Origin of the sequence: Bacillus silvicola, assembly GCF_050524305.1 — a bacterium.
In the GTDB taxonomy this organism is placed as follows: Bacteria; Bacillota; Bacilli; order Bacillales; family Bacillaceae_G; genus Bacillus_A; species Bacillus_A cereus_AT.
Genome location: NZ_JBNGVC010000012.1, coordinates 992,814 through 1,004,775, shown reverse-complemented (window position 1 = coordinate 1,004,775; position 11,962 = coordinate 992,814). Strand labels below are relative to the sequence as shown.

Here is an 11,962-nt window from a genome sequence, read left to right as displayed (position 1 = left end):
ATACGCTATGCCACATAAAATACAAAAATCACAACCTTTAACAATATCAGATTTACGAAAATTAGAGAAAAAAGAAAAACAAACTTCTCGTCAACGACGTATTACAGCTGTTCGAATGGTAATGGAAGGATATACAATGGTGGACGTAGCGGCCATACTTGGTATGCATCGTCAAAGCGTTGCTCGTTATGTGAAAAAATTCAAAGAACATGCACTAGAAGGATTACTTACTCGCAAACAAATCCCAGGTAAAAAGCCGTATTTAACTAAGCAACAACAGGGAGAATTGAAGCAACTCATTTTAAATACAACTCCAGCGGAGTTGCAATTCGGTCAAGAAGCTTTCTGGAATACACGCAATATCCAATACGTCATCAAAGAGAAATTTGCTATTTGTATGTCGCGTGAAGGCATCCGTAAAATGTTACATCGGATGAATTTTTCCTATACAAATGCTACTTATGTATTGAAAAAAGCGAATAAAGAAAAACAAATACAGTTTCAAAAACAATTAGATATGATAAAAAAAACTTAATTGATGAAAATACTGTACTCTTATATCAAGATGAATGTCACTTTAGAGATAGTCAAACCGTTCATGCTACATGGTTTGCAAAAGGGAAACAAAAGAAAATTGCAGTGTTAGGAAAGCGTATTTCAACGTCTTTATTCGGTACGATTGATGCAATCACTGGTAAATTTCTCTGTACAAAAGCAGAGTGCTGTAATGCTGAAACGTTTCAGCAATTTTTAACATATGTGTTAAAAGAATATAAAAATAAGCACGTTGTGCTTGTGTTAGATAACGCAAGGTATCATCATGCTAAGCTATTGAAATCTTTTTTGCGAGAAAATAACCGCCGTCTGACTTTGCTGTTTTTACCTCCATATTCCCCGAACTTAAATATGATTGAACGTGTATGGAAGGTAATGAAAGAAAATGTATTAGCAAATTGTTATCATGAAACGATGGATCATTTGATGGATTCAATCTATCAATTTATAGAATCTATTGATAAAAATCCTGAGGCAATCCTCAGTCGTATTCAACGTGCAGACATGTCGATTTTTTAAAGAGGACTTATATATCTCAGAAGGTTGAAATAATTTCATACTTTCCACCTCTTTTGAAAGTTGTTACAATTCTAGTGACAAATGATATAATCTTTCCAGTATTTTGTAAAGAAAAAAATTAAGAATGGGGCTGACAAAATGAAAGTCGCATGTATTCAAATGGATATTGTCTTTGGAGATGTAGAAAAAAATATTGAGAATGCTAAAAATAAAATAAGTGAAGCAATGAAAGAAAGACCCGATGTTATTGTCTTACCAGAACTGTGGACAACAGGATATGATTTAACTAGGCTTTCTGAAATTGCAGATAGGGATGGATTAGAAACGAAAGAAAAGCTGAAAGAGTGGTCGAAACAATATGGTGTACATATTGTCGGTGGTTCTATAGCGAAGCAAACAGATCAAGGTGTTACAAATACAATGTATGTTGTAACTAATAAAGGTCAGCTAGTCAATGAATATAGTAAAGTGCATTTATTTCAGCTCATGGATGAACATAAATATTTAATCGCTGGAAATAGTACAGGCGAATTTAAGTTAGATGATATAGAGTGCGCTGGTACAATTTGTTATGACATTCGTTTTCCGGAGTGGATGCGTGTTCATACTGCTAAAGGTGCAAAAGTTTTATTTGTTGTAGCAGAATGGCCATTAGTTCGTTTAGCACATTGGCGTTTGCTATTGCAAGCAAGAGCAGTTGAAAATCAATGTTATGTTGTTGCATGTAATAGGGCAGGAAAGGATCCGAATAATGAGTTTGCGGGTCATTCTTTAATTATCGATCCTTGGGGGGAAGTTGTTGTAGAAGCGAATGAAGAAGAATCAATTTTATTTGGAGAGCTTCATTTTGAGAAAATTAAAGAAGTACGCAAAGGAATTCCAGTTTTTGCAGATCGTCGTCCAGAATTATACAAATAAAATGTTGACAAGTGATTTTTATTCTTGGTATAGTCTTCAACATAAAGTTAAAAATTCAAAAAATTATACAACTCTTATCAAGAGCAGGTGGAGGGATTTGGCCCGATGAAGCCCAGCAACCGACCGTAATACCATTGTGAAATGGGGCGTTTATTTACGCCAAAAGGCACGGTGCTAATTCCAGCAGAAAGTAAAACTTTCTGGCAGATAAGAGGGGAGAAGATAAACTTCAAACCTCTTTCTTTGTGGAAAGGGGTTTTTCTATTTTAGAAAAACCTCTGAATAAAAAGGGGGAGAAGACGATGGGATATTATTCATTAACTGAAACGACAGCTATACAATATGCGAAAGAACACGGTTACTTTGAAAAGAAAGCAAATGTAGTTTGTCATGAAATTGGAGATGGAAATTTAAATTACGTGTTCAAATTAGAGGATGGAGAAAAGACGATTATATTAAAGCAAGCACTTCCATATGCAAAAGTAGTTGGTGAGAGCTGGCCATTGTCTATAAAAAGAGCGACGATTGAAAGTAAGGCATTACAAATTTTCGCGAAGTATGTACCGGAATACGTTCCAAAAGTATACAGTCATGATGAGGAGTTGGCAGTGACAGTAATAGAAGATTTATCAAGACTAACGATTACAAGAAAAGGATTAATAGATGGAGAAGAGTATCCTCTTTTATCCCAGCACATTGGTCGCTTTCTAGCACATGTTTTATTTTATACTTCAGATTTCGGTTTACAGTCAGAAGAGAAGAGGATACTAGAGGGTACATTTGTAAACCCAGACCTTAGCAAAATTACAGAAGATTTAGTGTTTACAGATCCGTTTAGTCATTATGATACGAATGATTATGAACCAGAGTTACAACTAGCGGTTGATGAGCTGTGGAGTGATAAAACTTTAAAATTAAAAGTAGCACAGTATAAGTATAAGTTTTTGACGAGAAAAGAGGCTCTCATACACGGAGATTTACATACTGGTAGTATATTTTCATCACCTTCTGAAACGAAAGTAATTGATCCAGAGTTTGCAACGTACGGTCCCTTTGGATTTGACATCGGTCAATTTATTGCAAATTTATTATTAAATGCTTTATCAAGAGAAGAAGAGCAGAGAAATGTACTATTTTTCCATATAGAGAAGACATGGAGTTATTTTGTAGAAGCTTTTACGAGGTTATGGATTGGAGAAGGTGTAGAAGCATATACGAAAGAAAAACAATGGTTACCAATTATTTTGCAAAATATCTTTACTGATGCTGTCGGATTTGCTGGATGTGAACTTATTCGTAGAACAATCGGCTTAGCTCATGTAGCAGATTTAGATGAAATAGCAAATAAAGAAAAAAGAATTCAAGCTAAGAAGCAAGCGTTATCCTTAGGCAAAGAACTAATAAAATATGAATCCAAGAACGCTGATATTCAACTGTTCCGAACACTATTCCAACAGACAGTTTCTGGAGGGGTAAAAGTATGAGTACAATTGTTACTATTCCGAGGTCTGTCAGTTGGAAAGGGGATGCTATTGCAGTATTAAATCAAACAAAGTTGCCGCATAGCACAGAATACAAAACATTAACGACGATTGAAGAGGTATGGAAAAGTATTGTCATGCTAGAAGTACGAGGAGCGCCTGCAATTGGAATTGTAGCTGCATTTGGTTTGGCGCTTGCATCCAAAAAATATAACACTGTACATATTGAAGAATTTCAAAAGAAGTTTAATAGAGATTGTAATTATTTAGGTACGTCACGCCCGACAGCAGTCAATTTATTTTGGGCAATCGATCGTATGAGAGAATCGATTCGAGAAACTATTACAATAAAAGAAGCGCAAAAAAAATTAGAAGAAGAAGCGCTTCTCATTCAGCAAGAAGATGAAGCGGTATGCCGGAGTATTGGAGAACATGCATTAATATGTTTTAAAGACGGTGATAACATTTTAACAATTTGTAACGCTGGAAGTATTGCAACTGCTAGATATGGTACTGCATTAGCACCGTTTTATATTGGGAAAGAAAAAGGTGTAAGTTTACATGCATATGCGTGTGAAACGAGACCGGTTTTACAAGGTGGGCGTTTAACAACCTGGGAATTAAAACAGGCAAATATTGATGTAACACTTATTACAGATAATACGGCAGCGCATGCTATTCAAAAGAAAGAAATAAATGCGATTATAGTAGGAGCGGACCGAATTGTAGCAAATGGAGATACAGCAAATAAAATTGGAACAATGAATTTAGCTATATTAGCAAAGTATTTCGATATCCCGTTCTACGTTGCAGCTCCGCTATCGACATTTGATATTACGAAACAAACAGGTGCTGAAATTATTATTGAAGAAAGAGATGAAACAGAAGTTACGAAAATTTTTGGGAAACAAGTGGCACCAATTGGAACTGATGTTTATAACCCTGCATTTGACGTAACACCGAATGAATTAATTACAGGTATTATTACCGAGAAAGGTATTATACGAGGAGATTATAAACAGGAAATTGCATCATTATTTAAAAAAACAAGCTAATACATAATAGCTTGTTTTTTTATGCCTAAATGTCTTCTTTTCTCTTATTTATATAATGAAAGGAGGAGAGAAAGATGGAAGAGTGGATCAGGATGGTAGGTAATGTAGGCTTTCCAATTGTTGTAACATTATATTTACTCCATCGTATTGAAAGTAAATTAGAGGGGGTAATTGTTGCAATTGAGAAACTCCCTAAACAATTACTAAAGTAAAAAGATCCTCGGGATAAAAAATAAAGTTTGCTCTTCGTGAGCAAACTTTATTTTTTATTCCACATTAACGGGCAGTAAAACCCCCACTGATTAAAGTTTCACTTTATTGAGCAGTATAACCACCATCGATAACGACAGCTTGACCAGTTATACCTTTCGCTTTTTCACTCGCCAAAAACATAGCATAATCCGCAATTTCTTGTACTTGCAACAAGCGCTTTTGTGGTACGAGAGGATAAATAACATCTTCTAAAACATTTTCAAGTGGTACATTTCGCGTAGTTGCTAAGTCTTGTAGTTGATTTCGTACAAGAGGGGTATCAACATATCCAGGACAAAGGGCATTTACAGTAATTCCATGAGTTGCTCCCTCTAAAGCAGCCACTTTTGTTAATCCAATTACACCATGTTTCGCACTATTATAAGCAGCTTTTCCAGCAAATCCGACAAGGCCATTAATGGAAGCGACATTAATAATCCGACCATACTTTTGTTTTTTCATAATCGGAAAGGTATGCTTAATTGCGATGAAAGGAGCGATTTGCATAATTTTGATTAGCAGCTCGAACTTTTCAGTTGGAAAATCTTCAATCGGTGAAACATGTTGCATTCCTGCGTTGTTAATTAATATATCTAATGAACCGAAGTGAGTAACTGTTTGTGAAATTGCTGCTGCAATCTCTTCTTCGGATGTAACGTCACATTTTAAACCGATAGCTTGATAGCCTTCTTTTTGTAATTGTTTAGCTGCTTCTTTCGCCCGCTCTTCAAGACGATCGGTAATGACAACTTTTGCACCTTCTTTTGCAAAAGCGTTTCCCATTTCATAACCAATCCCACTTGCAGCACCTGTTAAAAAGACAACCTGATTTGTAACCATGATGAAAAACATCCCTTCGTAATAAAGTTCTCATATTGCTCTATTTAGAGAGTGGATAATAAAAATCCTGCAAAGATTTGGAAAAATATTGTTAGCTATCTTGTTTTGCAAAATAGTCTTTGCTATACTATTTTGTAAAGCAAGATACTTACGCTTATCTATCTTGTAAAACAAGATAGTGGGAGGATTTGAGTTATGTCGACAAGTCAAATGCTGAAAGGGATTTTAGAAGGGTGCTTACTTGCTATTATTTCTGAAGGTGAAATATACGGTTATGAAATGAGTGAAAGGCTAGCGAAGTATGGCTTTACAATGGCAAGTGAGGGAAGTATTTATCCGTTATTAATACGAATGCAAAAGGAAGGATTAATAACGAGTATAATGAAGGAATCTCCATCTGGCCCTAAACGGAAGTATTACACGTTAACAGAAAAGGGAGCAGATGAACTAGATGAATTTATGGGGCGCTGGGAAGCGATGCAGAGTAGTGTAGAACGTCTACTTGAAGGGAAGGGAAGAAGAAAATAATGCTATCAAGTGAAGCACGAAATTTTTTATTGGATATGAGATTATTTTTGACAGCAAAGAGTGTGAAAGAAAGCGATATTGAAAGCTTTATCGAAGACGCAGAACTTCATTTAATAGAAGGTGAGACTGATGGGAAAAGTGTAGAAGAAATTTTCGGAAGCTCACCGAAAGAATATGCAAATGAACTTGTAAAAGTGATGGAAAGAGATAGACAGGAAACGTGGAAGCAAATTGGTTTTACAGTAATGAATATCGTTTCGTTTTGGATTATTGCTTCTATCCTAATAGTGAATAACGGATTATTACAGATGTCACTTATTCAGTGCGTTGGGTATAGTTTTTCATTGATTTTAGTTGTTATGGGTCCTAATTTTTTACTTCGTAAAATGACCTTCGTAACAAGTTTTACAAAAACATGGTTTGCTATGTGGTCTTTAGTCATGATTGTACCAATGTTTCTAATAGGGGCTGTAACGATATTAGATGTGATATATCCTACCAAAATGTTTACATTCACTGGGGTGCAAAGTTATATATTAGCTGGAGGTATATTTGTCATCACAGTAGCGATAAATATATATTTTGATGGATGGTTTAAAAACTTATATTTAATTATTCCTCTTTCTATTATGTTAGTGTTTAAAACATTTACATCGGAAGACCTCGTGCCAATGTTATTTCAAATTATATGTTTATATGGAAGTTTGTTTATTTTAATTTTCCTTGAAATTATGATGAAGATGAATAGAAGGGAAGCTGTTTAATAAGGGAGGGGTTATAATGAAGGTTTCTAAAGAAGGAGAAAAGTTTTTAATTGATACGAAAGTGTATTTAATAACGAAGGGAATTAAAGAAGAAGATGTGGACGCTTTTTTAGAAGATGCAGAACTTCATTTAATAGAAGGTGAGAAAAAGGGAAAGACGGTGAGCGATATATTTGGTGATTCGCCAAAAGAGTATGCGGAAGAATTGGCGAAAGAGATGGAGAAGGATAAAAGCGGGAGTATAAAGAGTATTCTTGCGATGATAATTGGTATTGGTGGGTATTGGATATTAACTCATATCTTATTTAATAATCCGAATCAGCAATTTACACTAACGAATATGCAGTTAATTGGATATCCTATCGTCTTAATCATTACGATTATTGGAACAATTGTTGCATTTAGAATGTCTTCTTTTAAAAATAAGTTTGTAGAGTTCGGGATTATTTACGTAATAGTAATGGTTCCCATCTTATTATTAGTATTATTGATGTTTATTGATAAATGGTACGGTACACCTATTTTGCAATTGTCGACAATACAAACATATATATTAGCAGCAAGTATCTTTTTATTACTTTTCATTGGAGAAGTGTATGTTCTTGGTTGGATGGGTGTTCTGGTGCTAATTGTTCCTTTAGCGATTATGTTTATATTTAAAGACTTAGAAGAAAGAAATGTACTTTGGGGCATTGCAAAGATATTACTTATGTATGGAAGTATATATGGATTAATGAGATGGTCTTTAAAAATTGAAGAGAGAAAAAGTGTAAACGAGTAGTTCAAAAAAGTGGCTGCTCTGGATATGCAAAAAATTATTTCCAAAGAAATACTATATTTTGATTTTAAGAGAGATTACGCTTAGATGTATAGTGTATCCTTTGCAGCCGGGATTTGGTTTGTTGATTGGAATAAGTTGTTTTAAACAGTAACACGACAGTTACTGTTTTTTTCTTTGTAATAAAGAACTTTGTAAGGAGAGTTCCTTTTGTTCGTTCGTTAATAAGGAATGAATATGGACGTTTTCTGGGCGGGGAACTATAGGATACATAAGGTTTGATGGGGAAGGATGGTGCTCCGAGCCAGTTGGGGAATGAGGATCTGCATGAGTAAGTTTTCCGTGAATCCGTCTTGTAAATAAAATATGACCAATTTCGTGAGCGAGGGTGTATATATTTTTCATTGGAGCAGCTGAGTTTGTTAAAACGATGTAACCAGTAAGTTGTTGTTGTTTTGCTAAAGAGTAGGCGCAGGCAATTACTGCTGTTTCTTTGAAATAATCACTGCCAATATAACAAATATAAAGATCACATTCGGGAGCTTCATTTACACACGTTTGGAAAAAGGATGCTAATTTTTCCTGACTTTGAATGGAACTTTTATAACTAATCTCACGGTCAGAAAAACGGAAAAGCTCATTTAACACAATTACTTCTTGAATTTGAAATGTAATGGGATGCCAAATTGATTCTGCAACTGCTAAATCTTTTGCGATGCGGTCGTCAGAAATATTAGCGCCTGGAGTAATGCAAATACATATATTGACGTATGGATCCATAAGGGACACCTCAAATGAAAAAATTCTTCCTATAATATATGTGGGGAAAAGATGCTATGTATGGATAAACGCCTTGTTTATTACATGAAAATATAGACTACAAGTCGAAAAAATTTCATAGTTCTATAACGTAGTGTGGTCATCTTTTTGATATAGTAAAGGAAAGGGGGAGAATATATGTATACATTAAAAATCGTTTCAGACAGAGAAGCTCTTTATCAATTTGCGAGTTATGTAAGAGTCGTACAAGGGGTTGAAGATGTATTTGTAGAGGTGGGAGAACCTTTATATGAACATCCATTAATGAAATTTTATGTACATATTACAATTGAAGAAACATATGATCAACATAAAGCGCTACAAGAAATAGCGAGATTAGTAGAATTAGGGCGTTTTACATACGTCCATTATCGCAATGAGGAAATTGAAGAAGCTTTTGAAGCTGTAAAGTACGAAAGCTTTAAGAAATAAAGTGAAACTTTAATCAGTGGGGTGGTTCTTCATCCCCCGCTGATTATCAGCCCTCACTAATGGGGCTTTTGCGGGTAGTTTATTCCCCACCTAACTTCTTTATTTTCGCTGAATTTTGAGGTAGGGGGCTTACCGCCCGCAAATAGCAGGATAACGGTGAAGAAAGGAAGCGAAAGCTTCCTTTTTTGTTGAAAATTACATCAACATAAGGTAGAGAATTTTGTTATGATAAGGAAGGGTGAGGAAAGGAGAGTTTACATATTGGGGTATATTGAAGAGTTACGCAAAGTAGTTGGTACGAGACCACTTATTTTAGTAGGGTCAGCAATTATTATATTAAATGATAATCAAGAAGTATTGCTTCAATATCGTTCAGATACATATGATTGGGGTGTGCCTGGCGGGGCAATGGAATTGGGAGAAACGACAGAAGAAACTGCTCGTAGAGAATTATTCGAGGAGACGGGGCTAAGTGCAAAAATAATGCAATTTCTTGGGGTTCTTTCGGGAAAAGAAGTGTACTTCCAATATCCAAATGGAGATGAAATTTTTAATGTCATTCATCTGTATCAGGGTCATCATGTGAGTGGGGAAGTTAAGCTTGATCATGAAGGATTACAGCTTCAATATTTTCCGGTAGATAAGTTACCGAATTTGAATAAAACAACGGAGAAGATTTTACAAAAATTCCTATACGCATTAACAGAATAGAAGGTTAATTCCTTCTATTTTTATTATATTAAATATTTTGATTTTTTAGTATGTTTATAGTATGATAGTTGTAGATATACATCTTATGGAATTTCACCTAAAAACTGACTAGGGTACATAAGAGAGGGGCAAGTACAAAATGCATAATGTTGTTATTACAGCTGCAGTTCGTTCACCAATTGGAACTTTTGGGGGAGCGCTAAAAAATGTAACGCCAGTAGAATTAGCTGTTCCTGTACTTCAGGAAGCTGTAAAACGAGGCGGGGTAGAACCACATGAAGTTGATGAAGTAATTTTAGGTCATTGTATTCAAAGAACTGATGAAGCAAATACGGCGAGAACGGCTGCATTAGCGGCAGGATTTCCTGACACAGTTACGGGGTATACAATCCAACGCCAATGTTCTTCAGGTATGCAAGCAATTATGTCAGCTGCAATGCAAATTCAATTAGGTGTGAGTGATGTTGTTATTGCAGGTGGAGTAGAAGCGATGAGTTCGAGCCCTTATGCATTGAAACAGCACCGCTGGGGACAACGTCTACAGCACGGAGAAATTCGTGACACGGTGTGGGAAGTGCTAGAAGATCCGATTCATCATATTATGATGGGTGAAACAGCGGAAAATTTAGTTGAACAATATGAAATTACAAGAGAGGAACAAGATGAAGTTGCGCTTCGCAGTCATACATTGGCACTGCAAGCAATCGAGTCTGGATACTTTGACGATCAAATTGTTCCTATTACGATAAAAGAACGTAGAAAAGAAGTTGTATTTTCGAAAGATGAACATCCACGTGCAGATATTACAGCGGAAAAATTAGCAGGATTAAAACCAGCTTTCCGTAAAGATGGATCGGTAACGGCAGGAAATGCATCTGGTCTTAATGACGGAAGTGCGGTTTTAGTATTAATGAGTGAGGAAAAAGCGAAAGAAAAAGGGCTACAACCGTTAGCTCGAATTGTTGGATATTCAGTAGCGGGTGTAGATCCGAAAATTATGGGTATTGGACCAGCGCCAGCAATTCGCAAAGGCTTAGAAAAAGTAGATTGGTCATTAGAAGATGCAGATTTACTTGAAATTAATGAAGCTTTCGCTGCACAATACCTAGCTGTAGAGAAAGAGTTAGGATTAGACCGTGAGAAAGTGAATGTAAACGGTAGTGGTGTAGGACTTGGACATCCAATCGGTTGTACAGGAGCTCGTATTACGGTAAGTTTAATTCATGAATTAAAAAGACGTGGATTAGAGAAAGGTATTGCCTCGCTATGTGTTGGAGGCGGCATTGGAGTAGCTTTATTTATAGAAGCATTATAAAAAAGAGGCAGCGATTGCTGCCTCTTTTTTATGACTTAAATAAATGATGAAATAATCGATCGCGATTTTCAAAGAAAAGTTTCGTCGTTTGGTAATGCTCCGTTTCTTCTAAAGATGATTCGTGAATCCCCTCTTGTGTTAAAGAGTATATAGTAGATTCAGGATAAGCCATTAATATAGGGGAATGCGTGGCAATAACAAATTGTGAACCTTGTTCAGCTAGTTCGTGCATTCGAATGAGCATTGAAAGTTGTCTCATCGGGGATAAAGCTGCCTCAGGCTCATCTAAAATGTATAAACCTTGTCCTGAAAAACGATTCATAAATAATGAGAAGAATGATTCGCCGTGTGATTGTTCGTGAAGTGAAACGCCGCCGTAAGATTTTATAGCATCTATTTCATCGATATAAGAAGCAACGTTATAAAATGATTCAGCGCGAAGAAAGAAACCGTCGTTTGGTGTATTGAAACTTTTGGAAATTCGAAGATATTCATGTAAAGACGAATGTGAATCATTTGTGCTAAAGCGGAAATTTTTTGTTCCACCTTCTGCATTAAAACCTAAAGCAACTGCAATTGCTTCGAGTAATGTTGATTTACCTGTCCCGTTTTCTCCAGTAATGAAGGTTACATTTGGGTGGAAAGCTAGTGATTGTAATGATCGGATAGCGGGTAGACAGTAAGGATAGGCAGAAAAACTAGGGATATTTTCTTTTTTTAATGTGACATTTTTTAAAAAGGGTACGTCAATCAATATATAAACCTCAATTCATAACGGATTTTGATTCTGAAAAAGCAGTGAATACAAGTGTAAGACAGCTTGTTAATAAAGCCAACTACGGTATATACTTTATAATTTTTAAATGCTTCCATCGAAAAAATCCTATGTATGCACTTATTAAAGGTATTGGAATAATAAGGAGAAAGACAAATGTTAACGACATATGAACCCCTCTTTATTTTCTGAATATTTCATGTGGATTATATCATTTAAA

The 11,962-nt window shown here is 35.5% G+C and carries 15 protein-coding genes, 1 pseudogene and 1 riboswitch; of the genes and pseudogenes, 13 read left to right on the top strand and 3 right to left on the bottom strand.

From position 1 onward, the window contains the following. The first annotated feature begins 7 nt into the window (after positions 1-7). From ACP6L7_RS17040 to ACP6L7_RS17015, 6 genes are all read left to right on the top strand, one after another. Positions 8-535 carry a helix-turn-helix domain-containing protein gene (locus tag ACP6L7_RS17040; protein WP_430529346.1) on the top strand — a complete coding sequence of 176 codons (528 nt, stop codon included), beginning with the start codon at positions 8-10 and terminating at the stop codon, positions 533-535. After that, entirely contained in the window at positions 511-1,074 is a 564-nt protein-coding gene (locus tag ACP6L7_RS17035) for an IS630 family transposase (RefSeq protein WP_137059045.1), read from the top strand. Before ACP6L7_RS17040 ends, ACP6L7_RS17035 begins: the two co-directional genes overlap by 25 nt. A gap of 138 nt (positions 1,075-1,212) precedes the next feature. Further along, complete coding sequence (locus ACP6L7_RS17030) at positions 1,213-1,992, top strand: carbon-nitrogen family hydrolase (protein WP_097830830.1); 780 nt, start codon at positions 1,213-1,215, stop codon at positions 1,990-1,992. Between the two features lie 71 nt (positions 1,993-2,063). Continuing rightward, positions 2,064-2,206: riboswitch (SAM riboswitch) on the top strand. Positions 2,207-2,294: 88 nt separating this feature from the next. Continuing rightward, complete coding sequence (gene mtnK, locus ACP6L7_RS17025) at positions 2,295-3,476, top strand: S-methyl-5-thioribose kinase (protein WP_097830831.1); 1,182 nt, start codon at positions 2,295-2,297, stop codon at positions 3,474-3,476. Continuing rightward, a complete protein-coding gene (gene mtnA, locus ACP6L7_RS17020; RefSeq protein WP_097830832.1) occupies positions 3,473-4,528 on the top strand; it encodes an S-methyl-5-thioribose-1-phosphate isomerase in 1,056 nt (351 codons plus the stop codon). The genes mtnK and mtnA overlap by 4 nt, the downstream gene beginning before the upstream one ends. A gap of 74 nt (positions 4,529-4,602) precedes the next feature. Next, positions 4,603-4,740, top strand: coding sequence for a YvrJ family protein (locus ACP6L7_RS17015; protein ID WP_097830833.1), 138 nt, complete (start codon positions 4,603-4,605; stop codon positions 4,738-4,740). Positions 4,741-4,843: 103 nt separating this feature from the next. Here the strand turns inward: ACP6L7_RS17015 and ACP6L7_RS17010 are convergent, their stop codons facing one another. Further along, entirely contained in the window at positions 4,844-5,620 is a 777-nt protein-coding gene (locus ACP6L7_RS17010; protein ID WP_097830834.1) for a 3-hydroxybutyrate dehydrogenase, read from the bottom strand. A 195-nt stretch (positions 5,621-5,815) separates the two neighbouring features. Between ACP6L7_RS17010 and ACP6L7_RS17005 the strand changes: the two genes are divergently transcribed. From ACP6L7_RS17005 to ACP6L7_RS16990, 4 genes and pseudogenes are all read left to right on the top strand, one after another. Beyond that, positions 5,816-6,148 (top strand): PadR family transcriptional regulator, encoded by a 333-nt coding sequence (locus ACP6L7_RS17005; protein WP_097830835.1) that lies wholly within the window; start codon positions 5,816-5,818, stop codon positions 6,146-6,148. Continuing rightward, positions 6,148-6,912 carry a DUF1129 domain-containing protein gene (locus ACP6L7_RS17000; RefSeq protein ID WP_097830836.1) on the top strand — a complete coding sequence of 255 codons (765 nt, stop codon included), beginning with the start codon at positions 6,148-6,150 and terminating at the stop codon, positions 6,910-6,912. The genes ACP6L7_RS17005 and ACP6L7_RS17000 overlap by 1 nt, the downstream gene beginning before the upstream one ends. Positions 6,913-6,928: 16 nt before the next feature. Then, positions 6,929-7,693, top strand: a complete 765-nt coding sequence (locus tag ACP6L7_RS16995) for a DUF1129 domain-containing protein (protein WP_097830837.1) — start codon at positions 6,929-6,931, stop codon at positions 7,691-7,693. Positions 7,694-7,700: 7 nt separating this feature from the next. Next, positions 7,701-7,837 (top strand): annotated as a pseudogene (locus tag ACP6L7_RS16990) (DNA-binding protein); the annotation flags it as partial. Between the two features lie 15 nt (positions 7,838-7,852). Here ACP6L7_RS16990 and ACP6L7_RS16985 read toward each other — a convergent pair. Further along, a complete protein-coding gene (locus tag ACP6L7_RS16985; RefSeq protein ID WP_000371627.1) occupies positions 7,853-8,470 on the bottom strand; it encodes an ImmA/IrrE family metallo-endopeptidase in 618 nt (205 codons plus the stop codon). A 177-nt stretch (positions 8,471-8,647) separates the two neighbouring features. On the opposite strand from ACP6L7_RS16985, the gene ACP6L7_RS16980 reads away from it, so the two are divergent. From ACP6L7_RS16980 to ACP6L7_RS16970, 3 genes are all read left to right on the top strand, one after another. Continuing rightward, on the top strand, positions 8,648-8,941 hold the full coding sequence (locus ACP6L7_RS16980) for a DUF3928 family protein (protein ID WP_097830838.1): 294 nt from the start codon (positions 8,648-8,650) through the stop codon (positions 8,939-8,941). Between the two features lie 261 nt (positions 8,942-9,202). Further along, entirely contained in the window at positions 9,203-9,652 is a 450-nt protein-coding gene (locus tag ACP6L7_RS16975; protein WP_141533248.1) for an NUDIX hydrolase, read from the top strand. 139 nt (positions 9,653-9,791) lie between these two features. Further along, positions 9,792-10,967 carry an acetyl-CoA C-acetyltransferase gene (locus ACP6L7_RS16970; protein ID WP_097830840.1) on the top strand — a complete coding sequence of 392 codons (1,176 nt, stop codon included), beginning with the start codon at positions 9,792-9,794 and terminating at the stop codon, positions 10,965-10,967. A 28-nt stretch (positions 10,968-10,995) separates the two neighbouring features. Here the strand turns inward: ACP6L7_RS16970 and ACP6L7_RS16965 are convergent, their stop codons facing one another. Then, complete coding sequence (locus ACP6L7_RS16965) at positions 10,996-11,721, bottom strand: AAA family ATPase (protein ID WP_097830841.1); 726 nt, start codon at positions 11,719-11,721, stop codon at positions 10,996-10,998. Positions 11,722-11,962 lie beyond the last annotated feature (241 nt).

Coding starts and splice junctions, on each gene's coding strand:
- ACP6L7_RS17005 (WP_097830835.1), top strand. CDS start 5,816: ATGTCGACAAGTCAAATGCTGAAAGGGATTTTAGAAGGGTGCTTACTT.
- ACP6L7_RS17040 (WP_430529346.1), top strand. CDS start 8: ATGCCACATAAAATACAAAAATCACAACCTTTAACAATATCAGATTTA.
- ACP6L7_RS16995 (WP_097830837.1), top strand. CDS start 6,929: ATGAAGGTTTCTAAAGAAGGAGAAAAGTTTTTAATTGATACGAAAGTG.
- ACP6L7_RS17010 (WP_097830834.1), bottom strand. CDS start 5,620: ATGGTTACAAATCAGGTTGTCTTTTTAACAGGTGCTGCAAGTGGGATT.
- ACP6L7_RS17015 (WP_097830833.1), top strand. CDS start 4,603: ATGGAAGAGTGGATCAGGATGGTAGGTAATGTAGGCTTTCCAATTGTT.
- ACP6L7_RS16985 (WP_000371627.1), bottom strand. CDS start 8,470: ATGGATCCATACGTCAATATATGTATTTGCATTACTCCAGGCGCTAAT.
- mtnK (WP_097830831.1), top strand. CDS start 2,295: ATGGGATATTATTCATTAACTGAAACGACAGCTATACAATATGCGAAA.
- ACP6L7_RS17030 (WP_097830830.1), top strand. CDS start 1,213: ATGAAAGTCGCATGTATTCAAATGGATATTGTCTTTGGAGATGTAGAA.
- ACP6L7_RS17000 (WP_097830836.1), top strand. CDS start 6,148: ATGCTATCAAGTGAAGCACGAAATTTTTTATTGGATATGAGATTATTT.
- ACP6L7_RS16970 (WP_097830840.1), top strand. CDS start 9,792: ATGCATAATGTTGTTATTACAGCTGCAGTTCGTTCACCAATTGGAACT.
- ACP6L7_RS16980 (WP_097830838.1), top strand. CDS start 8,648: ATGTATACATTAAAAATCGTTTCAGACAGAGAAGCTCTTTATCAATTT.
- mtnA (WP_097830832.1), top strand. CDS start 3,473: ATGAGTACAATTGTTACTATTCCGAGGTCTGTCAGTTGGAAAGGGGAT.